General features: G+C 62.2%; 20 protein-coding genes. 10 read left to right on the top strand and 10 right to left on the bottom strand.

What is annotated here, in order from left to right:
• The first annotated feature begins 8 nt into the window (after positions 1 to 8).
• The 9 genes from tssM to J4D52_RS02205 all read left to right on the top strand — a co-directional run bounded on the left by tssM (position 9) and on the right by J4D52_RS02205 (position 12,513).
• The gene (gene tssM / locus J4D52_RS02245) at positions 9 to 3,536 is read left to right on the top strand and encodes a type VI secretion system membrane subunit TssM (RefSeq protein WP_097306465.1); all 3,528 of its coding nucleotides are present in this window, start codon (positions 9 to 11) and stop codon (positions 3,534 to 3,536) included.
• Positions 3,536 to 4,264: a PP2C family serine/threonine-protein phosphatase gene (locus J4D52_RS02240; protein WP_102676130.1), complete on the top strand. Its 729-nt coding sequence runs from the start codon at positions 3,536 to 3,538 to the stop codon at positions 4,262 to 4,264. The genes tssM and J4D52_RS02240 overlap by 1 nt, the downstream gene beginning before the upstream one ends.
• Entirely contained in the window at positions 4,261 to 5,325 is a 1,065-nt protein-coding gene (locus J4D52_RS02235; protein ID WP_102676131.1) for a serine/threonine-protein kinase, read from the top strand. The genes J4D52_RS02240 and J4D52_RS02235 overlap by 4 nt, the downstream gene beginning before the upstream one ends.
• A gap of 21 nt (positions 5,326 to 5,346) precedes the next feature.
• Positions 5,347 to 7,707 (top strand): type VI secretion system tip protein VgrG, encoded by a 2,361-nt coding sequence (locus J4D52_RS02230; RefSeq protein WP_102676132.1) that lies wholly within the window; start codon positions 5,347 to 5,349, stop codon positions 7,705 to 7,707.
• Positions 7,708 to 7,719: 12 nt separating this feature from the next.
• Positions 7,720 to 9,906, top strand: a complete 2,187-nt coding sequence (locus J4D52_RS02225) for a phosphatidylserine/phosphatidylglycerophosphate/cardiolipin synthase family protein (RefSeq protein ID WP_102676133.1) — start codon at positions 7,720 to 7,722, stop codon at positions 9,904 to 9,906.
• 43 nt (positions 9,907 to 9,949) lie between these two features.
• Positions 9,950 to 10,759 carry a tetratricopeptide repeat protein gene (locus J4D52_RS02220; RefSeq protein WP_158246962.1) on the top strand — a complete coding sequence of 270 codons (810 nt, stop codon included), beginning with the start codon at positions 9,950 to 9,952 and terminating at the stop codon, positions 10,757 to 10,759.
• Positions 10,746 to 11,612 (top strand): tetratricopeptide repeat protein, encoded by an 867-nt coding sequence (locus J4D52_RS02215; RefSeq protein ID WP_102676134.1) that lies wholly within the window; start codon positions 10,746 to 10,748, stop codon positions 11,610 to 11,612. Before J4D52_RS02220 ends, J4D52_RS02215 begins: the two co-directional genes overlap by 14 nt.
• A gap of 103 nt (positions 11,613 to 11,715) precedes the next feature.
• Positions 11,716 to 11,925: a hypothetical protein gene (locus J4D52_RS02210; protein ID WP_102676135.1), complete on the top strand. Its 210-nt coding sequence runs from the start codon at positions 11,716 to 11,718 to the stop codon at positions 11,923 to 11,925.
• A 204-nt stretch (positions 11,926 to 12,129) separates the two neighbouring features.
• Positions 12,130 to 12,513: a hypothetical protein gene (locus J4D52_RS02205; RefSeq protein WP_009051576.1), complete on the top strand. Its 384-nt coding sequence runs from the start codon at positions 12,130 to 12,132 to the stop codon at positions 12,511 to 12,513.
• A gap of 76 nt (positions 12,514 to 12,589) precedes the next feature.
• Here J4D52_RS02205 and J4D52_RS02200 read toward each other — a convergent pair whose 3' ends face one another.
• The 6 genes from J4D52_RS02200 to exbB form a co-directional block, all read right to left on the bottom strand.
• The gene (locus J4D52_RS02200) at positions 12,590 to 13,990 is read right to left on the bottom strand and encodes an aminoacyl-tRNA deacylase and HDOD domain-containing protein (protein ID WP_009051575.1); all 1,401 of its coding nucleotides are present in this window, start codon (positions 13,988 to 13,990) and stop codon (positions 12,590 to 12,592) included.
• A gap of 78 nt (positions 13,991 to 14,068) precedes the next feature.
• A complete protein-coding gene (gene recG, locus J4D52_RS02195; protein WP_025807008.1) occupies positions 14,069 to 16,144 on the bottom strand; it encodes an ATP-dependent DNA helicase RecG in 2,076 nt (691 codons plus the stop codon).
• 9 nt (positions 16,145 to 16,153) lie between these two features.
• Entirely contained in the window at positions 16,154 to 17,074 is a 921-nt protein-coding gene (locus J4D52_RS02190) for a hydrogen peroxide-inducible genes activator (RefSeq protein WP_025807009.1), read from the bottom strand.
• Positions 17,075 to 17,243: 169 nt separating this feature from the next.
• The gene (locus J4D52_RS02185; protein ID WP_007921144.1) at positions 17,244 to 17,990 is read right to left on the bottom strand and encodes an energy transducer TonB; all 747 of its coding nucleotides are present in this window, start codon (positions 17,988 to 17,990) and stop codon (positions 17,244 to 17,246) included.
• Complete coding sequence (exbD, locus tag J4D52_RS02180) at positions 17,987 to 18,415, bottom strand: TonB system transport protein ExbD (protein ID WP_044465779.1); 429 nt, start codon at positions 18,413 to 18,415, stop codon at positions 17,987 to 17,989. Before exbD ends, J4D52_RS02185 begins: the two co-directional genes overlap by 4 nt.
• Before the next feature lie 6 nt (positions 18,416 to 18,421).
• The gene (gene exbB / locus J4D52_RS02175; protein ID WP_025807010.1) at positions 18,422 to 19,408 is read right to left on the bottom strand and encodes a tonB-system energizer ExbB; all 987 of its coding nucleotides are present in this window, start codon (positions 19,406 to 19,408) and stop codon (positions 18,422 to 18,424) included.
• Between the two features lie 187 nt (positions 19,409 to 19,595).
• Between exbB and J4D52_RS02170 the strand changes: the two genes are divergently transcribed.
• Complete coding sequence (locus tag J4D52_RS02170) at positions 19,596 to 20,453, top strand: SDR family oxidoreductase (protein WP_102676137.1); 858 nt, start codon at positions 19,596 to 19,598, stop codon at positions 20,451 to 20,453.
• Positions 20,454 to 20,499: 46 nt separating this feature from the next.
• Here J4D52_RS02170 and J4D52_RS02165 read toward each other — a convergent pair whose 3' ends face one another.
• From J4D52_RS02165 to rpoZ, 4 genes are read right to left on the bottom strand one after another with little or no spacing between them, the layout of a single operon-like run.
• On the bottom strand, positions 20,500 to 21,240 hold the full coding sequence (locus tag J4D52_RS02165) for a hypothetical protein (protein WP_097306480.1): 741 nt from the start codon (positions 21,238 to 21,240) through the stop codon (positions 20,500 to 20,502).
• Between the two features lie 55 nt (positions 21,241 to 21,295).
• Positions 21,296 to 21,676 (bottom strand): RidA family protein, encoded by a 381-nt coding sequence (locus tag J4D52_RS02160; RefSeq protein WP_007921133.1) that lies wholly within the window; start codon positions 21,674 to 21,676, stop codon positions 21,296 to 21,298.
• Between the two features lie 36 nt (positions 21,677 to 21,712).
• Positions 21,713 to 23,818, bottom strand: coding sequence for a bifunctional GTP diphosphokinase/guanosine-3',5'-bis pyrophosphate 3'-pyrophosphohydrolase (gene spoT / locus J4D52_RS02155; RefSeq protein WP_025807013.1), 2,106 nt, complete (start codon positions 23,816 to 23,818; stop codon positions 21,713 to 21,715).
• A gap of 57 nt (positions 23,819 to 23,875) precedes the next feature.
• Positions 23,876 to 24,139 (bottom strand): DNA-directed RNA polymerase subunit omega, encoded by a 264-nt coding sequence (gene rpoZ, locus J4D52_RS02150; protein ID WP_007921129.1) that lies wholly within the window; start codon positions 24,137 to 24,139, stop codon positions 23,876 to 23,878.
• Positions 24,140 to 24,142 lie beyond the last annotated feature (3 nt).

Genomic DNA, 24,142 nt, shown 5'->3' with positions numbered 1-24,142 from the left:
GACGTGTGATGAAAAACTTCTTCAAGAAAGTCGGCGCCTTCCTGCGCAAGACGTGGGTCTGGACGCTGTTGCTGGTGCTGTTCGTGGCACTGTTGGTGTGGTTCGTCGGGCCGCTGCTGGCGGTCAACGACTACAAGTTCTGGGAAAGCGCGACCTCGCGCCTGCTGACCATCAGCGTGCTGTTCCTGATCTGGGGCCTGACCATGGTCTTCGTCAGCTGGCGCGCCGGGATCCGCAAGAAAGAAATGGAAGACAGCGAAGATGGCCAGGAACGCCTGCGCCGTGAAGAGCTGATCGACGAGGAACAGAAAGAGCTGCGCAGCCGCTTCAAGGAAGCCATGCGCACCCTCAAGACCTCGAGCCTGTACCGCGGGCGCAGCGAGCGCTGGCGCAACGACCTGCCCTGGTACCTGCTGATCGGTCCGCAGAGCAGTGGCAAGACCAGCCTGCTGGACTTCTCGGGCCTTGAGTTCCCGATCAACAAGATCGACCGCAAGCTGACCCGCGACACCATCGGCACCCGGCATTGCGACTGGTACTTCGCCGACCACGGCGTACTGATCGACACCGCCGGCCGCTACCTGACCCAGCCCGACGCGGAAGTCGACGGCAGCGCCTGGAGCACCTTGCTCAACCTGCTGCGCAAGCGCCGTCGCGGGCGTCCGCTCAATGGCGTGCTGGTGACCATTCCGGTGGAACTGCTGCTGAGCGGCAACGAGCAGGATCTCGACACCCTGGCGCGCCAGGTCCGCGCGCGCCTGCAGGACGTGCACCAGAAGCTGCACGTCGATGTACCGGTGTACCTGGTGCTGAGCAAGGCCGACCAGTTGCTGGGCTTCGACGAGTTCTTCGACCAGCTGAGCCGCGAGGAAAGCGACCAGGTGCTCGGCACCAGCTTCCGCAAGGAACAGAACGGCACCGACGTCGCCGTGCTGCGCCAGGAGTTCGAAGAACTGCTGCGCCGCCTGAACAGCCAGGTGATCATGCGCATGCACCAGGAGCGCGACACCCAGCGCCGTGGCCGCATCCTCGACTTCCCGCACCAGCTGGGCCAGATCGGCGAGCGCTTGTGCCTGTTCGTCGACATGGCGTTCACCGGCAACCGCTACCAGCGGGCCAGCCAGCTGCGCGGTTTCTACCTGACCAGCGCGCCGCACCTGACGGAAAAGCTCGACCACGACACCGCCAGCATCGGCGCCAGCCTGGGCATGGCGGCCGGCGTGCTGCCGACCCTGCGCAGCGGTCGTTCGCGTTTCATTCACCACCTGCTGAGCCGGGTGATTTTCCCCGAGGCCGACCTGGCTGGCCTGGACAAGCGCGAGCGCAATCGCATCCATTGGGGCCAGCGTGCGCTGTACGTTGGCGCGCTGGTGGCCCTGGCCTTGTTCGGCCTGCTCTGGGCCGGCGGCTTCTCCGCCAACTACGAGCGCCTGGAAAACCTGCGCTCCCTGGCGCAGAACTGGAACCAGCAGCGCACCGCGCTGACCGCCCGCGACGACGCGATGGCGGCGCTCAAGACCCTCGACACCAGCTTCGAAGCCACCAAGGTGTTCCCGGCCAAGGGCGACGTCTCGCTGCACGAGCGGGTCGGCCTGTACCAGGGCGAGGAAAGCAACCCGGTGGTGCTCAGCGCCTACGAGCGTGAGCTGCAAGCGCAGCTGCTGCCACGGGTGGCGCAGATGCTGGAAGGGCAGATCCGCAGCAACATGCGCGACCGCGACCGCCTGCTCAACAGCCTGCGGGCGTACCTGATGCTGAACATGCAGGACCGTCGCGATCCGTCCTGGCTCAAGGACTGGGTGGCCACCGACTGGTCGACGCGCTACGCCGGCAACACCGCGGTGCAGAACGGCCTGGGCGCGCACTTCGAACGCCTGCTCAAGCTGCCGTTCAGCTACCCGCTCAACGACACTCTGGTGGCCCAGGCGCGCCAGGTGTTGCGCAGCGAGTCGCTGGCCAACGTGGTCTATCGCGTGCTGCGCGAACAGGCACGGAGCCTGCCGGAGTACCGTCTGAGCCAGCACTTGGGGCCGCAAGGCAGCCTGTTCGTTGGCACCGACTACGCGATCCCGGGCTTCTACACCCAGCAGGGTTACCAGCAGTATTTCTCGGTCCAGGGCACGGCGCTGGTCACCGATATCCTGCGTGACAACTGGGTGCTGGGCGAAGGCAGCGGCATCAGCGGCATGGACCTGCGCCGCCTGATGGTGGAGCTGGAGCAGCTGTACTTCCGCGACTACGCCAACTTCTGGAGCGAAGCGGTCGGCCAGGTCGGCCTGCAGCCGTTCAACGATGCCGGCGAAGGCGCCGATCAGGTCGCTGGCCTGACTTCGGCTAACTCGCCGGTGCTGCAACTGCTGGTGGAGGTGCGCGAGAACACCCGCTTCCAGGCCATCGCCGAAGCGGCCGAAGACGCGACCGCCGCGGCGGACAAGGCCGCCGAGAAGGGCGGGGCGCTGGGCAAGGTCGCGGCGGCTGCCGCGGGCAAGGCCCAGGAAGCCCTGGCCAAGAACCTGCCGGACACGGCGAAGAAGTCGCTGCAACGTCGCTTCGAGCCGCTGCACCGTCTGCTGGACGACAACAACGGCCCGGCGGCGGACCTGACGCCGGCGCTGCAAGCGCTGAACGACCTGCAACTGCAACTGGCCGGCCTGGCCCGTGCCAGCGCGCCCGAGCAGGCGGCGTTCGAAATGGCCAAGACCCGCATGAGCGGCCAGCGCGATGCGCTGAGCAACCTGCGCAACGCTTCGGTGCGCCTGCCGCGTCCGGTGAGCGTGTGGTTCAACGTACTGGCGGAAGACACCTGGCGCCTGGTGCTCAACGACTCCTACCAGTACCTGAACCAGCGTTATCAGAGCGAGCTGTACAGCTTCTATGGCAAGGCCATCAGCAAGCGTTATCCGTTCAGCGCCCACAGCACCAGCGATGTCGCCATCAGCGACTTCCGCGAGTTCTTCAAGGCCCAGGGCATTGCCGATCGCTTCTTCGAAACCTACATGCGGCCTTTCGTCAGCGGCGATCCGGGCAACTACCGCCTGCGCAGCATCGACGGCCACAGCCTGCCGATGTCCAAGGTCTACCTCGACCAGATGGCCGCGGCCCAGGTGATTCGCCAGAGCTTCTTCTCGGAGAACCCGGCGGAGCCGCAGGTGCAGTTCAAGCTGGAGCCCTACACCCTGGACCCGGCGGTGAGCCGCTCCGAGTTCCGTTTCGGCGACAAGACCATGGAGTACCGCCACGGCCCGATCGTGCCGGTGTCCTTCAAGTGGCCGACCGATGCCGAAGATGGCCGCACCAGCCTGGTGCTGGACAAGATGGCCGGGCGCCCGGTGGGTATCGAAAAGAACACCGGCCCCTGGTCGCTGTTCCGTCTGTTCGACCTGATGCAGACCGAGTACCTGACCGGCCGTGACGTGCTGGTGCTCAAGGCCGACCTGGGCGGCCTGCGCGCCAACTACCTGCTGATGAGCCAGCGCACGCCGAACCCGTTCGACATGGGCGTGCTGCGCACCTTCCGCATGCCGGTGCAGCTCTGATGCTGGTTGCCAGTACCTGGCGCAGCGCTGCGCGCACCGACCCGGGCAAGGTTCGGGCGCGCAACGAAGATGCCTTCCTCGACTGTCCGGAGCAGGGGCTCTGGGTGGTCGCGGACGGCATGGGCGGGCATCAGGGTGGTGACATCGCCAGCCAGTTGATCGTCGCCAGTCTGGCCGAGTTGCCGGCGCAGGACAGTTTCGACGAGCGGCTCAAGGGCCTGCGCCAGTGCCTGCACTGGCTCAACCGGCGCCTGGGCCAGGAGTTGACCGTCACTGCCGAGCGCCACGACAGCATCATGGGCAGCACCGTGGTCGCGCTGTTGCTGGAAGGCGACCGCGCGGCGTGCATCTGGGCCGGCGACAGCCGTTGTTACCTGTGGCGCGGGCAGCGTCTGTACCAGCTGTCCAAGGACCATTCGCTGCAACAGCAACTGATCGACGAGCAGCAGATGAGCGTCGAGCAGGCGCGGGCCCATCCGGCGGCCAATGCCCTGACCCGGGCGGTGGGCGCCAGCGAGCAGCTGACCCTGGATGTGCTGGAGCTGCAGGTCTACCCCGGCGATGCCTTCCTGCTGTGCAGCGACGGCCTGTACCAGGGGCTGACCAGCGACGCGCTGGGTAACGCCTTGAGCCTGGCTTCGCCGCAGGTGGCGCTGGAGCGTCTGTTCGACGGCGCCATGCGCGGCTCGGCGCGGGACAACCTGACAGCCGTGGTGATCCGCCAATGAGTGATCTCAAATCCGGTCTGGATAACATCCTGATGAGCGAGGAAGAGGCCAGCAACCTGACCTACTTCGCCTTCGCCAAGGCCAATGAGGCGCCGCGTCCCGTGGCGCCCAAGGCCAAGGGCAAGGGGCGCAACCGCTCGAGGAACCGCTCCCGTTCCAAGGCCAAGGCCGTGGCGCCGGTGGGTGGGCTGCCGGATGTGCTGGCCGGACGTTACCGCCTCGAGCGCCTGCTCGGGGCCGGTGGCATGGGTGCGGTCTACCGCGCGCGGGACCTGCTGCATGAGCAGTTCGGCGATCCCGACCCTTACATAGCGCTCAAAGTCATGAGCGAAGAATTCTCCGAGACGCCGGATGCCAGTGCCTTGCTCTACAGCGAGTTCGCCCTGACCCGACGCCTGCGCCACCCGAACGTCGTGCGCTTGCACAGCTTCGAGGTGGACACCCAGTGCCAGCGCGCCTTCATCACCATGGAGCTGATGCGCGGCCTGACCCTGGACAAACTGCTCTGCGAGCGGCCTACCGGCCTGCCGTGGAAAGAGCTGCGCGATGTGGTGCGGCCACTGCTCGATGCCCTGGCGTACAGCCACGCTCGCGGTGTGCTGCACGGCGACCTGAAGCCGAGCAACGTGATGCTGTGCGAAGACGGCGTGCGGCTGTTCGACTTCGGCCTGAGCCAGGCCGAGGAGGGCGTGCTGCCCGGCCTGCCGCAGCTGAGCCGCAGCCGCTTCAACGCCTGGACGCCCGGCTATGCCGCCCCCGAATTGCTGGAGGGCGGGGCCTTGTCGGCCAGCGCCGATCTGTACGCGGTGGCCTGTGTGATCTTTGAGCTGGCCTGCGGCAAGCACCCGTATCGCCGGTTGCCGTCGACCCAGGCCCGCGACGAACGCCTGGACCGCACGCTGCAAGCGCCCAAGAACCTTCCCAGACATTGTTGGCCAGCCCTGCGCGCGGCGCTGGCCTTCGACGTGGCGCAACGCAGCATCTGCGCCCAAGCATTGCGCGACGCCATGCGCGCGGATTCGTCCTGGCTGCAACGCTGGTTCCATCGGCGTAACGGATGACCATCGAACAGGGAGCAAGATATGTTCAATCCTTCCAATGAAACTCACTTCAGCCTGACGGTCGACGACTTCCAGGGTGACTTGCAGGTGCTGTCTTTCGAAGGGATCGAAGGCATCAGCCAGCCGTTCCGTTTCGATCTGGAACTGGTCAGCGAGAACCCCGACCTGGACCTGGAGACGCTGCTGCACAAGCAGGCTTTTCTGGCGTTTGATCCGCAAGGTAGCGGCATCCACGGCCAGATCTACCGCGTGGCCCAGGGCGATGCCGGCAAGCGTCTGACCCGCTACAAGGTGTCGCTGGTGCCGCAGCTGGCCTACCTCGAACACCGTACCAACCAGCGCATCTACCAGCAGCTGTCGGCGCCGAAGATCATCGCCCTGATCCTCGAGGAGCACGGCATCCAGAGCAATGCCTACCAGTTCCAGCTCGGCACCCCGTGCCCGGACCGCGACTACTGCGTGCAGTACGACGAAACCGACCTGCACTTCATCCAGCGCCTGTGCGAAGAGGAAGGCCTGCATTACCACTTCCAGCACAGCCCGCAAGGTCATTTGCTGGTGTTCGGCGACGACCAGACCGTATTCCCCAAGCTCGGCCAGCCCACCGCCTATATCCAGGGCAGCGGCATGGTCGCCGACGAGCCGGTGATCAAGGGCTTCAACCTGCGCCTGGAAACCCGAACCAGCCGCACCACCCGCCGCGACTACGACTTCGAGAAGCCGCGCCTGCAACTGGAAGCGGCCTATAAACCCGAGGCCGAAAGCGAAGAGCCGGACCTGGAAGACTACGACTACCCGGGGCGCTTCACCGACCGCGCACGCGGCAAGTTCCTCAGCCAGCGCGCCCTCGAACGCCACCGCGCCGACTACCAGCAGGCCGAAGGCTGGGGCGACCAGACACGACTGGTCAGTGGCCACTTCCTGGAATTGTCCGAGCACCCGCGCAGCGAGTGGAACGACCTGTGGCTGCTGACCCACATCGTCCACGAAGGCAAGCAGCCGCAGGTGCTGGAAGAGTCGGTGACCAGCGACACCACCGACAACAAGGACGACTTCCACCAGGGCTACCGCAACCGCTTTCTCGCCACGCCCTGGCAGGTGTTCTATCGCCCGGCCCTGAACCACCCGAAACCGCGTGTCCTCGGCAGCCAGACCGCGGTGGTCACCGGGCCCAAGGGCGAAGAAATCCACTGCGACCAGTACGGCCGGGTGAAGGTGCAGTTCCACTGGGACCGCGAAGGCAAGGCCGACGACAAGACCAGCTGCTGGCTGCGCGTGTCCTCCAGCTGGGCCGGCGACCGCTACGGCGCCATCGTCATCCCGCGCATCGGCATGGAAGTGCTGGTGACCTTCCTCGAAGGCGACCCCGACCAGCCGCTGATCACCGGCTGCCTGTACCACAAGGAACACCCGGTGCCTTACGCCTTGCCGGCGAACAAGACCCGCACCGTCTTCAAGTCCATGAGCTCACCCGGCGGCGCCGGCTACAACGAACTGCGCATCGAAGACAAAAAAGGCGCCGAACAGATCTTCATCCACGCCCAGCGCGACTGGGACGAAAACATCGAGCACGACCAGAAAATCCGCATCGGCCACGAACGCCACGACACCGTGGTGAAGAACACCTACACCGAACTCAAGGCCGAAGAACACCGCATCACCCACGCCGACCGCAAGACCGAGACTCGCGTCGACGACCACCTGACCGTGGGCGAAAACCAGCACATCAAACTCGGCACCGCGCAACTGACCAAAGCCGGCCAGGAAATCCACCTCAAGGCCGGCGCCAAGATGGTGATCGAAGCCGGCAGCGAACTGACGATCAAGGCCGGGGGGAGTTTTATCAAACTCGATGCCGGCGGCGTCACGGTGGTGGGGCCGGTGGTGAAGATCAATGCGGGGGGCTCGGCGGGGAGTGGCACTGGGATCGGCATTCTGATGCCGGGTCTGCCGGGAGCGGCCGATGCGGACAAGGCTGGCAGCCTGATGGAGGAGGCATTGGCCAACCCGGCGAAAGAAACCGTGCCGGGTCAGCTGTGCATCCGTATTTCCCCGTTGCCCAACATGCCGGGGTATCCGGATGAGCCCTATCAGCTCTACGCCGATGGCGCACTTGTCGACAAAGGCTTCAGCGACGAGAAGGGCAATGTGCTTTTCCAGCATATTCCCGGTACCCGCAACTACTCGGTGGAAACGGTGAACGGACACCGTTTCAACCTGGACATGAGCGAAACCTCGACCGAACAGACGCGCCAACGCAGTGAACGCCTGGGGCGTGAGGGATACCGCGACTTCCCGGGCGCGGCTGCCTCTCTGGAGGCGTTGAGCAGCAGTGAGGCGTTCCGCCAATTGTGGGCGGATCAAAGCGAGCAGAAAGAGTAAAGGAAGCACTCCATGACATACCTCGATCAGAAACTGTCGATCTCGCTTGAAGAAAGCGCCGCAACCCTGACCTCGGATTGGTTCGCCCACAAGAACAATCCGCTAAGCCCGCCACGTCCGGCAGGCAACGTGGTGACGCCGCTGGTGTGTGGCGAGGAAGCCTTCGGCAAAGTCTATGAATGCATCCAGAAAGCCACGAAAAGTATTGATCTCATCAGCTGGGGCTTCGACCCGGGGTTGCGTCTCAACCGAGCTTCAGCCGACAGCCTCAGCCTGGGTGAGTTGCTCAAGCAGAAGGCTGACCAGGGCGTCGAGGTGCGGGTACTGATCTGGAACAACCGGGCGGCCCAGTTCGTTGAAAACTCGGTTATCGGTGAGGGCTGGAGCGGCGAGGGTGGGACCTCGGCAGGCTCCGGTCTGACCGCGGGTAAGCCGGCTGATACCAGTGCCCGGGAGGTCAAACGGCAAAAACTTCTGCGAAAGCAGCAGGAGGAGCAGGTGCGTCTGGAGAAGCTCTCGGCAAACGACGAGTCCGGCCGACGCACCTCGCGTAACCGTCTGATCGACATCCAGAAAAGCCTGGACGACCTGGACAGCGGCTACACCAAGGGCAGCGATTCGGGGGGAACGGTCCAGGACCCGAACGAACAGGTCAAGACCCGCGATTGGCATCGCTGGGTACACAGTCGCGAAGCCCGCAATATCGAGTTTCGTACAAGAGATTTCGAGTTCTTAGGACAGTTGACCTACGACGATCAGAATGGCCTGCGGATGCATTGGGGGCGCCTTGCCATCCTATGGCGAATGCTCAAGGACGAGTCTCACGATGTACCCTTCATGCAGATGTTGGTCCTGAGCCTATTTCCCAGCCATCACCAGAAAACCCTGGTGATCGACTACATGGACCCGCAAAAGGCGGAAGGCTTCGTGATGGGCCATAACCTGCAGCGCAACTACTGGGACACCACTGCCCACGCCTACGACGACGAAGCCGGCAAGCGTGACCAGGGCTTTGGCCCCTGGCAGGACCTCTCACTGCACGTACTCGGTCCGGTGCTGTTCGACCTCAATCACAACTTCTGCAATGCCTGGGACAAAAGCAGCAGCTGGATACGCCGCGTCTTCAAGGGCACCCTGAACCATGAGCGCTCTTCGGTCAAACCGCTGAGCCTGATTCGTGACGGCGGAGAGCCCGCGCAGATTTGCCGGACCCAACCGGAGGAAGGCCCGGAAAAAACCATTCTCGAGGTATATGAAAAGGCCCTGGGCAATGTGCATCAGTACGCCTATATCGAGAACCAGTACTTCCGCTACAAACCGCTGGCCGAACGCCTGAAGAAAGTTGCCGCCGACTACGTCGCTGCCGGCAAACAACAGGACCTGCACCTGTTCGTGGTTACCAACAACCCGGAGAGCGGGCACTACTCCAGCTCCACCTATGAGATGCTCGACACCCTTGGGCAGGGTGAACTGATGCCCCTGGCCCACCGCGACCTGCTCTACGATCAACGCCAGCTTGCCTATCGCCAGCGCGAACTGAAGGCCCGCGACGAATCGCCGACACGCGATCAGGAACTGGCCAAGGTGCAGACGCAAATGAATGAGCAGGGTATCGATTCGAGCCATACCGATGAACTCCTGGCCATGGACCCCAACAAGCACTACAACCAGGCTGCGGCTCGCGAGCTGGAGCCGGAGCTGCTGCCGCCCAAGGGTTTGAAAATCATTATCGCGACCCTGGTCAGTTGCAAGGACGGCGGCGAAACGGCTACTGCCAAGACACGCGAGCAACGCCAGACCGAACGCGATATCACCGAACACCTCGGCCCGGAACAAGGCATGGCGCAATACAAGTCCATCTATGTGCACAGCAAGCTGCTGCTGGTGGACGACCTGTTCTTCACCCTAGGCTCCGCCAACATCAACGAACGCAGCCTGAACTCGGACTCCGAACTGAATATCGCCATGCCAAGCCCGCAAACCACCCGGACCTGGCGGGAGCGGTTGTGGGGGATGCATTCGGGGAAAGGGGTAAGTAAGAAGACACCCTTTTTAATCGATAATATTCAAGATGATTATGAAAAATGGGACGCGATCATCACCAAGAATTGGGAAAATCAAAAGAAAAAACTACCACTAAATGGAAACTTAGTCAGATTTTGGGATGTGGTGACACCTTATGCAAAAGCCCTTGATTAGATCGATATTTGCTCTGTTTTTATTTTTTTATGGAGTCCCGGTTATGGCTTACGAATTCAAATGTGTGCATGAGAAGGACACTGCTCCCCCTCTGAACCAACAAGCTGACGAATGGTTCAAACAAGCTCGATCTATCAGTAAAGAGCGCTTGCCTGACTGGCCCAAAGCCGCCCATCTATACCAACAAGCAGTAGATAAAGATCACTGGAAAGCAATGCATAACCTTGCGGAGTTACATCTACGTGGTGATGGGGTTTCTAAGGACACGAATAAGGCGATTGACTTATACCTGAAAATGACACAGTTGCAGGTTCCGCTGGGTTACTACGATATGAGCGTAATGACACAAAGAGGAATTGGTGTTGTGCAATCAGACAGGACTGCCATGCAATTTCTGATTAAGGCAGCAGAATTGGGAAGCCCTCAAGCTCAAACAAGGATTGGTTACATTTATATATATGAAAAAAATAAAGATTCTGTTGGTATCAACTATCTGAAGTGCGCCGAAAGTCAGGATTATGCAGATGCTGCATACAAGCTTGGTACATATTATGAGTCGGTAGACAAAAATTACCCTGTCTCCATGCATTATTATCAACGAGCTGCAGCGTTAGGTGAGCGGAAAGGAGCCATGGAAATAGAAGATGTATTTCAAAATGGTAAGTTTTCTTATAATAAAGACAAGAAGACTGAAGATGCATACTACAAAGTATCCAGGGAACTTGCCAAAAATCCAGATTTGCGCTTTCCCAATCTGGCCAAAGATCACCCGCTTCCACCGAACCCTGTGCAGGGTTATCACGCAGATAAAGACATCAACTGGAAACCGACCGGACGTAATGACGACTATTAAAGCACTGCTGGCTGTTGTGCTATTGGGCAGCAGTGGTTTTTCCATGGCATACGATTTCAAGTGTGTTCATGAAAAAGACACTGCTCCGCCTCTGGACCAGCAAGCAGACCAATGGTTTAAGCAAGCTCGGGTACTTAGTAAAGAGCGTCCGGCCGACTGGAGCAAAGTGGCCAGCCTGTATCAGCAGGCTGTAGAAAAGAACCATTGGAAAGCGATGCACAACCTTGCAGAGCTATATTTACGCGGTGATGGGGTAGTCAAGGATACGAATAAAGCTATTGATCTGTATCTGGAAATGGTCAAGCTACAGGTGCCGCTGGGTTATTACGATATGAGTGCAATGACCAAAAGAGGCGTCGGTGTGGTGCAGTCTGATAGGCAATCAGTAATATATTTACTCAAGGCGGGAGATGTAGGTAACCCGATAGCTCAAGTCAGGCTGGGAAATATCTATATTTATGAGGCGAAGAAAAGAGATCTAGGGGTTTCCTATCTACGCTGTGCTGCAGATCAAAACGATGCAAGCGCGAATTATGAGTTGGCCACATACTACGAGATCTTGGATAGGAACTACCCTGTTGCCTTGCATTATTATCAGAGAGCTGCAGCCCTAGGTGAGCGGAAAGGTGCCATGGAAATAGAAAATGTATTTCAAAATGGTAAGTTTTCTTATAATACAGACAAGAAGATTGAAGATGCATACTACAAAGTATCTAGGGAGCTAGCCAATAATCCAGACTTGCGCTTCCCCAATCTGGCCAAAGACCACCCACTGCCACCGAACCCTGTGCAGGGCTATCACGCCGACAAAGACATCAACTGGAAACCAACCGGACGCGATGACGATTATTAAGAGAAACCCCACAACGAGAAGTATCCCGAAAAAATAGCTTCAACGAGCCTATGCGAAGCATCAAAACGCGACCTATGGGCTGTCCCGATCAAGGAGCCGCATAATGCATAAGATATTCACGGTCCTGGCGATTTTACTGCTTGCCATCTCGATACTCAGCGCTTTGCTCGGGCTGGCTGGCATTGCTGGCGGGGCAAGCGGCAGTGGGAGCATTTCCGGCTCCGTCGACGTTGCGTTCCTGGTTGCCAAAGTGCTGCTCGCCTTGAGCCTGTTGTCTGGAGTGCTGGCTATTGCCTGGCCCAGGAGTGGATGAGGCTGGAGCAGGTTTCAGGATTCACAGGGTTATGAGCAGGTCTCTTCGTGACGACTTATAAAGGCTGCTCGTAAATAAGCGTGACTTGGCAGTCATAATCCCCAATAACGCGTTCATCTTCCCTTAACGCTGCATAACTGTGGCGTTCCCTTCCGAAGCCGCTACACTGCGCCAGCCGTTCATTTTTTCTTTGGGGCTTTGCGCATGAAATTTCGTTTTCTGCTGTGGATGATGGGGCTGTTGATGGGCAAGGCCAGCCGGACCAATCCTGCGTTCCAGCAGCAGTTGGGTGACAAGGAACTGGTGTTCCAACTGCAGACGCTGGATGGCAAGGTGGCGCGGCATTTCCGGGTGAAGGACCAGCGGATTACCAGTAAGTCTGGTGTGTATCCCGAGCCGGCGTTCGCCATTGCCTTCAAGGATGCGGCCTATGGTTTTGCCACGATGCAGGCGAAGAACAAGCAATTGGCCTTTATGACCGGGATTCAGGACAAGTCGATCCAGATCAAGGGCAACCCGGCGCTGGTGATCTGGTTCCAGGGGCTGACCAAGTACCTGAAACCGAAGAAGGCCAAGCCGAAGGCTTGAGGGCGAGCTGTATACCAGCCGGAAGATGATCGCGGGCAAGCCTCGCTCCTACAGGAGCGGGGCTTTTTTCTGGGTGTCAGTGCTGGCTGAACTGCGAGGCCAGTTCGCGCAGCAGCACTTCGGCTTCCAGGACTTTGCTGACCACGTCTTCGGCTTTATCGCGGGATAGACCGAGACGTTCGAGCAGGGCGTCAGGGATGTCTTCGACGGGGCCGGAGCCGATGCCGCGGCTGCGCAGCAGGCGCACGGCCAGGCATACCAGGTTCGGGTATTCGGCGTAGGCGCCGTCATAGCTCGGGTCGTGCTGGAAGCGCAGGGCGGTGGACAGCTCGTCCGGCATATCCCAGTAGCGCATCAGCCAGGCGCCGATCTGCTCGCGGCTGATGCCCAGCAGGTGCTGTTCCACGTAGCTGTGGCACAGGTGCGGGTTGACCTCCAGGTGGCGGCAGATCAGCGAGAAGTGCGGCGGGAAGACGTGGGCCAGCAGCAGGTAGCCGAAGTTGTGCAGCAGGCCGGCGAGGTAGGTCAGGCCGGATTCCGGGCGCTGGGCGCGCGGCATGGCGCGGGTCAGGCCTTCGATGACGGCGGCGGTGTAGATCGACTGCTGCCAGTACGGCGTGCTGTGTTGCGGATGGTCCTTGGGCAGGCTCAGGGTCTTGCCCAGGGCCAGGCCCAGCGCCAGGTTGATCACCAGGTCGAAGCCCAGCACGCGGACGATGGCGTCTTCCACCGAGCGGATCTTGCCCGGCGAGGCGTAGTAGGGCGAAGCCGCCCAGCTCACCACTTGCGCGGCCAGGGCCGGGTCGGTTTCCACCACGCCGGTGATGTCGTCGATGGTGGCGTTGGGGTCGACCCGCAGCTTGATGATCTTCTGCGCGGTTTCGGCGAGCGGCGGAATCTCGATGGTCGCTTCCAGGCGTTGCTGGATGCGCCGGGCGGTGAAGGCCTGCATGGCCTGGGTGATTTCCTCGCGGTCGTCGTCCGGGCGGTCGAGGTTCGGGCGGATGCTGCTCAGGGCTTCGCCGAAGTTGCCGGCGCTGGCCTTGCTCAGCATGCTCTTGAAGGCGTCGCTGGTGATTTCCAGCAGCAGGCCCGGTTCGCCGGAGTTGATCAGCAGGAGCGGCTCGCGCAGCAGGCTTTCTTCATACAGGCAGGGCGAGCTGGTGAGCGCCGGCAGGCCGGGCAGCAGGCTCAGGTTGTGTTTGCCGAGCATGCGCTCCAGGCGTTCCGTGGAGACGGCGGTCAGGCGGCGGCCGGTCAATTCGGCGAGGCGATTGAGGTCCAGCAACTGGCTCTGCGGGAACAGCACCATCAGCGCACCGACGGCGTCATCCAGCAGGACGGCCTGTACCTTGCGCGCGGCTGGCAGGCCCGGGTGGTCGAGGACTTCCGTGAAGCCGATGTTCAGTTTGCCGAGCAGCAGCCGGATTACAGACGGAGCGTGCGGGGCTGCGGTGGCGAGGGCAACTTCTGTCATGGTCTGTATCCGTTTTCAAACAATTTCAGGAGTATAACCAGCTTGATCGGGGCATTCGCCCCTTAACTGAGACACTGCTCACACTTGGCCGTATTGCTGCCCGTGGCGCAGCCAGCGTTCCAGCAGCGGGCTGACGTGGTGCGGCCAGCGCTCCAGCAAGGCCTGGGCGGCATCGCGCACGGCCGGCAGCAAGTCGGCGTCACGCATCAGGTCGGCGACCTTGAATTGCAGCAGGCCGGTCTGGCGGGTGCCGAGCATCTCGCCGGGGCCGCGCAGTTCCAGGTCCTTTTCGGCGATGACAAAACCGTCGTTGGTTTCGCGCATGATGCCCAGGCGCTGGCGGCCGATCTGCGACAAGGGAGGATGGTAGAGCATGACGCAATGGCTGGCGGCGCTGCCCCGACCAACGCGACCGCGCAGCTGGTGCAACTGGGCCAGGCCCAGGCGCTCGGGGTTCTCGATGATCATCAGGCTGGCATTGGGCACATCGACGCCGACTTCGATCACGGTGGTGGCCACCAGCAGCTGCAACTCTCCGGCCTTGAACTGGCCCATGACCTCGGCTTTTTCCGCCGGCTTCATGCGCCCGTGGATCAGGCCGACCCGCAGTTCGCCCAGGGCGCTGCTCAGGTCTTCGTAAGTGGTTTCCGCGGCCTGGCAGGTCAGCTCTTCGGATTCCTCGATCAGCGTGCACACCCAATAGGCCTGGCGCCCTTCGGCGCAGGCGGCGCGCACCCGCTCGATGACCTCGACGCGGCGCGAGTCGGTCACCAGCACGGTGTTCACCGGCGTGCGGCCTGGGGGCAGTTCGTCGAGGATCGAGGTGTCCAGGTCGGCGTAGGCGCTCATGGCCAGGGTCCGTGGAATCGGCGTGGCGGTCATGATCAGCTGGTGCGGGCACAGGCGTCCGCCCACGCCCTTCTGGCGGAGGGCCAGGCGCTGCTGCACGCCGAAGCGGTGTTGTTCGTCGATGATCACCAGCGCCAGGTTCTTGAACTGCACTTCGTCCTGGAACAGCGCGTGGGTGCCGACCACCATCGGCGCGCCGGCGGCGATCTGTTCCAGGGCCGCTGTGCGGTTCTTGCCCTTGAGCTTGCCGGCCAGCCAGGCGACTTCCAGCCCCAGCGGCTCGAGCCAGCGCTTGAAGGTGATGAAGTGCTGTTCGGCGAGGATCTCGGTCGGCGCCATCAGCGCCACCTGATAGCCGGCCTCCAGCGCCTGCAGGGCGGCAAGGGCGGCGACCACGGTCTTGCCGGCCCCCACGTCGCCCTGGATCAGCCGCAGCATCGGTTCTGGCTGGCTGAGGTCGTAGGCGATCTCGTTGCCGACCCGCTGCTGCGCCCCAGTGGGCGGAAAGCCGAGGTTCTTCAGGTACTGCGCCGGCAGCCGGGTAGCCTTGGGCAGCGCCGGGGCGAGTTGCGAGCGCAGGCTTTCGCGCAGGCGCTGCTGGGACAGCTGATGGGTCAGCAGTTCCTCGAACGCCAGGCGATGCTGTGCCCAATGGTGACCCAGGGCCAGCTCGTCGACATCGGCGTCGGCCGGCGGGTGGTGCAGGTAGCGAATCGCATCGTCCAGCGGCGCCAGCTGGTAGTCCCGCGCCAGCTCTTGCGGCAGCCAGTCCGGCAGGCTGCGCGGGCCGAGCAGGGCCAGGCTCTGCTGGCACAGCATGCGCAGGCGCTGCTGGGTCAGGCCTTCGGTGAGCGGGTAGATGGGGGTCAGGGTCTGGTCCACGGGCGGCGGTTCATCGCCGCTGATGGCGCGGTATTCCGGGTGGTAGATTTCCAGCCCCGAGGCGCCGGGACGGGCTTCGCCATAACAGCGCACGCGGGTGCCGCGCTTGAGGCCTTCCTTCTGCGCGTTGCTGAAATGGTAGAAGCGCAGGCTGAGCCCGCCGGTGCCGTCCTGCAGGCGCACCAGCAGGCTGCGGCGCTTGCCCATCACCACGTCGGCGCCGCTGACGGTGCCTTCGATCACCGCGTCCTGCCCGGGGCGCAGCGCGCCGATCGGCACCACGCGGGTACGGTCCTGATAACGCAGGGGCAGGTGGAACAGCACGTCCTGCAGGTTCTCCAGGCCGACCTTGGCCAGCTTTTCGGCCATGGCTTCGCCGACGCCCTTGAGTGCCGTGACCGGCACGTTCGACAGCTCAGTCATCGCGACGGCTTAACTCGCGGCAGGCGGCTTGGCCACCGAACACAGGCGGATCGAGTCGGCGAGGATCTCGATGGCTTTCGGCCGCGGGAAGCTGGCGCGCCAGGCGATCGCCACGGTGCGGAACGGCACGGGCGCGGTCAGCGGCCGCACTTCGATCACGCCCGGAGCGTAGTGATGGCTGTCCACCGCCGAGAGCGGCAGGATCGAGACGCCAAGGCCGGAAGCGACCATGTGGCGAATGGTTTCCAGGGAGCTGGATTCCACCGTGGTGTGCTTGGCGCCATCGTTGCCTTTGGCCAGGGTCGGGCAGGCCTCGAGTACCTGGTCGCGGAAACAGTGGCCTTCGCCCAGCAGCAACAGGCTCTTGTCGTTGAGCAGGTTGGCGTCGATGCTCTCTTTCTGGGTCCAGGGGTGGGTGCTTGGCATCAGCACGTAGAAGGGTTCGTCGTACAGCGGCAGAGTCAGCACGTCGGCTTCGTTGAACGGCAGGGCGATGATGATCGCGTCCAGTTCGCCGTTGCGCAGCTTGTCGCGCAGTACGTGGGTGAAGTTCTCTTCGATATACAACGGCATCTGCGGGGCGACCCGGTGCAGTTGTGGGATCAGGTGCGGGAACAGGTACGGGCCGACGGTGTAGATCGCGCCGACTTTCAGCGGGGCGGTCAGCTGGTTCTTGCCAGCCTGGGCCAGCTCGCGAATGCCCTGGGCCTGTTCGAGGACCTTTTGCGCCTGGGCGACAATGCCTTCGCCAACCGGTGTCAGACGTACCGCACTCTTGCTGCGCTCGAAAATCAGCACACCGAGTTCGTCTTCAAGCTTCTTCACGCCCACCGACAGGGTCGGCTGGCTGACATGGCAACGCTCGGCCGCGTGGCCGAAGTGCTGCTCTTGGGCGAGGGTAACGATGTAGCGTAATTCAGTAAGAGTCATAGCGGACGTCCATGAGGTTGCGGGCCAAGCATACCGGCTGCAATCGATAGACGCACGTTATCAGACTCAATGCTCGCTGTGACACTGGGCAATCCATGTTGCTCATGCCCGGAAAAGCAAAAAGGCACCTTGGGGTGCCTTTTTGCTGGGGATTACCTGTGCGTCATGCTCAGCGGCGACGTTTCTCCAGGGAGTAAACGAAGGGCGCGACGATCTCGATCGAGCCGTTGTTGAGCATGTCCGCCGGCGGCTTGGGCAGCGGCTGGGCGCGGCGGATCATTTCCAGGGTGGCCCGGTCCAGATCGGCGTTGCCCGAGCGTCCTACCAGTTCATAGGACAGCACGTTGCCTTGAGCATCGACCACGAAGCGCAGCCGGTTCAGGCCTTCCTTGCCGCGTGCCTGAGCGCCCGGCGGGTACTTCTTGTACTTGGCCAGGTGCGCCAGCAGCGTGCCTTGCCAGCTTTCCTTGGCGGCGATCTGGGCCGGCGACGGACCCGGAGCAGGTGCCGAGGACGGTGCCGCGGTGGGCGTCGGCGGAGCGTCGCTGGGCTTCTCTTCGCTCGGCTTTTCCTTCGGCGGTTCCGGCTTTTTCTCCACAGGCTTGGGCGGTTGTGGCTTGGGCTTGGGTTTGACCGGCTTGGGCACGGAAATCGTCGGCTTCGGCGCTTCCGCGAGTTTGGGCAGCGGCAACTCTTCGACCGGAGCCGGTGGCTGCGGTGGCGTCACGACCTTGGGCGGTGCAGGAGGAGGCGGTGCCGGAAGCGGCGCCAGCTCGACCATCATCGCCTGGGGTGGCAGCTCGACCGGCATGGGGGAGCTCCAGTTGAGCGCGAGCAGGATCGCGACCGCATGGACCCCCAGTACGATGGCCAGGCTACCGCTGTAACGCGTCAGTTTTTGGCGCGTCGTGATCATTTCTTGGTAGCCGTCTCAAGTCCGACCAGGCCGACCTTCAGGTATCCGGCGGCCCGCAGGGCATCCATCACGCTCATCAGGTCGCCGTAATCCACGCCTTTGTCGGCCTGGAAGAAGATCGTCGTGTCTTTTTTGCCATGGGTCTTGGCGTCGAGGGTGGCGCCGAGGGCTTCGGCTTTCACTTCGTCGTCGCCGAGGTACAGGCGTTGGTCGGCCTTGACGCTGAGAAACACCGGTTTCTCGGGGCGTGGCGCCGGTTTGGCCGTCGAGGCCGGGAGGTCGACCTTGATGTCCACGGTAGCCAGTGGCGCCGCGACCATGAAGATGATCAGCAGCACCAGCATCACGTCGATGAACGGCGTGACGTTGATTTCGTGGTTTTCGGCGAGATCGTCTTCTGCGCCTTCTTTCAAATGCAGGCCCATGGCGGATTACCCTACTTTGGCCACATGAGGTTGCGCAGAGCGCTCGGCGGTCGGCAGGTGATCGAGATCACGGCTGACCAGCAGCAGGACTTCTGCGGAAGCGTCGGAGACCTGGGCCTTGTAGCCGGCGATGGAGCGGGCGAAGACGTTGTAGATGACCACCGCCGGAATGGCCGCGACCAGGCCCAGGGCGGTTGCCAGCAGGGCTTCGGCGATGCCGGGGGCGACGACGGCGAGGTTGGTGGTCTGGGTTTTGGCGATGCCGATGAAGCTGTTCATGATGCCCCACACGGTACCGAACAGGCCGACGAAGGGCGCGGTGGAACCGATGGTGGCGAGCACGCCGGTGCCGCTGCTCATGTTGCGGCCGCAGGCGGCTACCAGGCGCTCGAGGCGGAAGCTGACGCGTTCCTTGATGCCTTCTTTCTCGCGGCTGTTGGCCGACAGGCGCATTTCTTCCAGAGCGTCGTGGACCAGCAGATTGGCCAGGGTGCCTTCTTTGGCGGCGGTGACGCTGGCTTCCTTGAGGGTGGTGGCCTTTTTCAGGTTGAGGATCTCACCGCGCAGGCGACGCTTGGCGCCCATCAGCTCGAAGCCTTTGGCGATCCAGATGGTCCAGGTGATGATCGAGGCGATGGCCAGGCCGATCATCACCAGCTTCACGATAATGTCGGCGTTCTGGTACATGCCCCAAGGGGACAGGTCGTGGGCCATACCCAGGGTGTTGTCCGCTTCGAGGACTTCAGGCGCGTCTTCGGCCGGTTCGCCTTCGGCGGGTGCCGGTACCGCAGCGACCGGAGTGGCTACCGGTGCCGTGGCATCGGCTGGCGCGTGGGCTGCCGCAGGTGTCGAGGCGCCAGTCGGGGCCTGCTCATCGGCGAAGGCCGCGGTCGGTGCCAGCAGCAGGCTGAACAGCAACGCTGCGGCCGCGCTCATGGCGCGCAGCGGGCTTGGGCGTTGGGTTGGCGAAGCGGGGAGTTGATTGCGTGTCATGCTGGCCGGACCTGAGAGGGAAAAGGGTAAGTGTCCTTCTAGGCCTCGCAGGGCCGAGAACAAATGGGCCGTCATTATTGCAACTAATTCTTGTTAACAGAAGTAATAGAGTATCTTTTTTTCTTTGATTGCTAGCCGCTCGTCCATTGCCGACGCTAGTCTGTGCCTTTCTGATAGGAGTTTTCTGATGTCCGCCCCTTCTGTTCTGATCGCTGGCTGCGGTGATGTCGGCAGCCGTCTGGCGAAGCAACTGCTGGCTGAAAACTGGCAGGTCTACGGCCTGCGGCGCAGGGTTGCGCAATTACCGGAAGGGGTGATTGGCGTGGCGGGCGATCTTTTCAGTGAGCAGTGTCCGGTAGCCTGGCCCACCACACCGCTGGATTACCTGGTGTACAGCGCGGCCGCTACCGAACATGACGAGGCGGGCTACCGCGCGGCCTATGTCGAGGGGCTGACCCATGTGCTGGGTTGGCTCAAGCAGAACGGGCAGTCGCCGAAGCGCCTGCTGTTCGTTTCCAGCAGCAGCGTCTATGGGCAGAAAGACGGCGAGTGGATCGACGAAACTTCGCCGGCGCAGGCCGACGGCTATTCCGGACGGCTGATGCTCGAGGCCGAGCAAGTGGCTTTGCAGAGCGGCATTCCAGCCAGCCTGGTGCGCCTGACCGGGATTTACGGCCCGGGGCGGGAATGGCTGTTGAGCCAGGTGCGCCAGGGGTATCGCGTGGCCATCGATCCGCCGCTGTATGGCAACCGCATTCATGCCGACGACGCTGCGGGGCTGTTGGCTTTCCTGCTGCAGGCCGATCGGCGCGGCGTGGCGCTTGAGGACTGCTACATCGGGGTCGACGATGCGCCAGCGCCTTTGGCCGAGGTGGTGGACTGGTTACGGGAGTACCTGGGCGTGACCGAGTGGGCGGAGAATTCGAGTGTGCGGCGCTCCGGCAGCAAGCGCTGCAGCAATGCCCGCGCCAAGGCCCTGGGCTGGGAGCCGCGTTATCCGAGTTTTCGCGAGGGCTATGCGGAGATTATCGAAGGGCAGGGCTGAATCGCGCTGGATAAAAAAAGGAGCCTTTCGGCTCCTTTTTGCTGGATCACTGTTTTTCCAGTAGCCACTGGCGCGTACCCGGGGTGAGGGAAGGTACCTCGTCCGCCTGGGAGGCGTTGATGGTCTGGAAGATCTCCAGCTGCTTGCCGTCGCGTGCGAAGATCCAGGGGTTGCCCTGGCCGTTGAGCTGCAGCCACAGGTTATCGTAGCCACCGCTCATCGACGCACAGTCGCCGGCGAGGCAGAGTGCGTAGCGATCGGCGCCCGGCAGGCCCATGACCTGGCCGTTGGACTGGAACAGCACGGTGCCGCCTTCGCCCGGGCCGTTGACGATTTTCCATTCGCCGCCCAGGTAGGCCGAGTACAGCGCGCGCTCGAAGTTGGCGCCCAGTGGCGCGCCTTCCGGTGCTGGCTCCTTGGGACGATCGAATACCTGTTCCGGCTCGTTGTCGTTGGCTTCTTGCAGCAGCTGTTTGCCGTCGCGGCTCAATGTGCTGGCGGAGCTGCCGTAGAAATCGATTTTCCAGGAGCCGGACTCTTCAGCCAGCACCTTGCCTTCGACGTTTTCGAAGCCGTTGGTGTAGCGCGCCTGACTGGCCTTGGTGTTGACGTCCCATTCCAGGTTCGGGCCGTAGCTTTGCAGGGCTTCGCGCAGCGGTCCGCCTTTGGCGGCGGCGTCGATGGCGACCTGGTTGATCCAGGTGCCACTGATGTCACGGTCGGCGGGATCGCTGGCACAGCCACCGAGGAACAGGGCGCACAACGAGAGGGCTAGCGCTTTGCGCATGAGGAAATCCTTTCAGAACGAAGACGGCGCGACCTGGGTAGCCGCGCCGGACGTATTACTCGATGACCAGGATGGCATCCATTTCAACCTGTGCGCCTTTTGGCAGGGCGGCAACGCCGATGGCGGCGCGGGCAGGGTAAGGCTGCTGGAAGTACTTGCCCATGATCTCGTTGACCTTGGCGAAGTGGCTCAGGTCGGTGAGGAAGATGTTGAGCTTGACGATGTCCTTGAACGAACCACCGGCGGCCTCGGCCACGGACTTGAGGTTCTCGAAGACCTGGACGGTCTGGGCTTCGAAGCCTTCCACCAGTTCCATGGTCTTTGGGTCGAGCGGGATCTGGCCGGACATGTAGACGGTGTTGCCTGCCTTGATCGCCTGGGAGTAGGTGCCGATCGCGGCGGGTGCCTTGTCGCTGGTGATAACGGTCTTGGTCATGAATGACTCCTTGTAATGGGCGGGCTATATAGCGAGCTATGCACGCATGCGAGTGATGCGGATGACCCCGGTCAGGGCGCGCAGTTTCTTGATCACGCGGGCCAGGTGCACGCGGTCGTGCACGCTGACCACCAGTTGGACCACGCTGATGCGACCATCCCGTTCGTCCATGCTGATTTTCTCGATATTGCCGTCGGCCGCGTTGACGCTGCTGGCCAGCAGGGCGATCAGGCCACGCTGGTGTTCCAGCTCGACGCGCAGCTCGACGTTGAATTCGCCGGTGACATCCTTGGCCCACGAAAGCTGGATGCATTTTTCCGGGTTGTGGCGGATTTCGCTGATGTTGCGGCAGTTGTCCAGGTGCACCACCATCCCTTTGCCCGCGGACAGGTGCCCGACAATCGGGTCGCCCGGGATCGGCGTGCAGCACTTGGCGTAGCTCAGGACCAGGCCTTCGGTGCCGCGAATGGCCAGCGGGCCTTCCGGGCTTGGCAGCTGTTCGCCTTCGCCGAGCAGGCGGCGGGCGACCACATAAGCCATGCGATTGCCCAGGCCGATGTCTTCCAGCAGGTCTTCGATCAGCTCCAGGCGATACTCGGTGAGCATCGCTTGCACGCGTTCGGCGGGGATCTTTTCCAGTGCGCTGTCGAAACCGTTGAGCACCTTGTTCAGCAGGCGTTCGCCCAGGCTAATGGACTCGGAGCGGCGTTGCAGTTTCAGGGCGTGGCGGATGTGGGTGCGAGCCTTGCCGGTGACCACGAAGTTGAGCCAGGCCGGGTTGGGGCGTGCGCCCGGGGCGCTGACGATTTCCACGGTGGAGCCGCTTTGCAGCGGTTCGGACAGCGGCGCCAGGCGGCGATTGATACGACAGGCGATGCAGCTGTTGCCCACATCGGTATGCACCGCATAGGCGAAGTCCACCGCCGTGGAGCCTTTGGGCAGCTCCATGATTCGGCCCTTCGGCGTAAACACGTAGACCTCGTCCGGGAACAGGTCGATCTTCACGCTTTCGATGAATTCCAGGGAGTTGCCGGCGCGTTGCTGCATCTCCAGCACGCCCTTGACCCACTGACGAGCCCGGGCATGGGTGCCCTTCGGCTGTTCGTCACCGCTGGATTTGTACAGCCAGTGGGCGGCGATGCCGTTGTTGGCCATCTCTTCCATTTCGCGGGTGCGGATCTGGATCTCGATCGGAACGCCGTGCATGCCGAACAGCGTCGTATGCAGCGACTGGTAGCCGTTGGCCTTGGGAATCGCGATGTAATCCTTGAAGCGACCCGGCAGTGGCTTGTACAGATTGTGTACGGCGCCGAGCACGCGGTAGCAGGTATCGACCTTGTCGACGATGATCCGGAACGCATAGACGTCCATGATCTCGTTGAAGGCCCGGCGTTTGCCGCGCATCTTCTTGTAGATGCCGTACAGGTGCTTCTGGCGGCCGCTGACTTCGCCCTGGATGCCGTCGATGGCCAGGCAGTGGCTCAAGGATTCTTCGATCTTGTTGACGATTTCCTTGCGGTTGCCCCGGGCGCGCTTGACCGCCTGGTAGATCCGCGCGGAACGCATCGGGTGCATGGCCTTGAACCCGAGGTCTTCGAATTCGATGCGAATGCTGTGCATGCCCAGGCGGTTGGCGATGGGCGCGTAGATCTCCAGGGTTTCCTTGGCGATCCGCCGGCGTTTTTCACCGGACAGCACTTCCAGGGTGCGCATGTTGTGCAGGCGGTCGGCCAGCTTGACCAGGATCACGCGGATGTCGCGCGCCATGGCCATGGCCATTTTCTGGAAGTTTTCCGCTTGGGCTTCGGCCTTGGTCTCGAAGTTCATCTGGGTCAGTTTGCTGACCCCGTCGACCAGTTCGGCCACGGTTTCACCGAACTGCGCGCAAAGCGCTTCTTTGGCGATACCGGTGTCTTCGATCACGTCATGCAGCATGGCTGCCATCAGGCTCTGATGGTCCATATGCATGTCGGCGAGAATATTTGCGACCGCTAATGGGTGCGTGACGTACGCCTCGCCGCTGCGACGGCGCTGACCGTCATGGGCTTGTTCGGCGTAGAAATACGCTCGGCGGACCAGATTGACCTGGTCCGTGCCGAGATAGGTCGATAAGCGATCGGCGAGGGCGTCTATGCTCGGCATGATGACTCCTGCCGTAAGCTGTGATCCCGCGCCGTGCTACGTCGACCAGGCATAGGCTTAGACGGCCTCGTTGGACTCGTCCTCGAAAGCAGCAAAAAGCGGTTCATCTTCAACGATTTCGGCTTCGGCGATAGCTGCGTAGTCGATCAGGCCTTCAGCGATTTCGCGCAGGGCGACGACGGTAGGCTTGTCGTTTTCCCATGCTACTTTCGGCTCTTTGCCGCCGGTTGCCAGTTGACGGGCACGCTTGGTAGAGAGCATGACCAGCTCAAAGCGGTTATCCACGTGTTCTAGACAGTCTTCAACGGTTACGCGGGCCATGGT

This window comes from Pseudomonas sp. GW460-12-10-14-TSB1, assembly GCF_017349775.1.
In the GTDB taxonomy this organism is placed as follows: Bacteria; Pseudomonadota; Gammaproteobacteria; order Pseudomonadales; family Pseudomonadaceae; genus Aquipseudomonas; species Aquipseudomonas piscium.
Note: the sequence above shows the minus strand (reverse complement) of the source record. Positions and strands in the feature narration are given on the sequence as shown.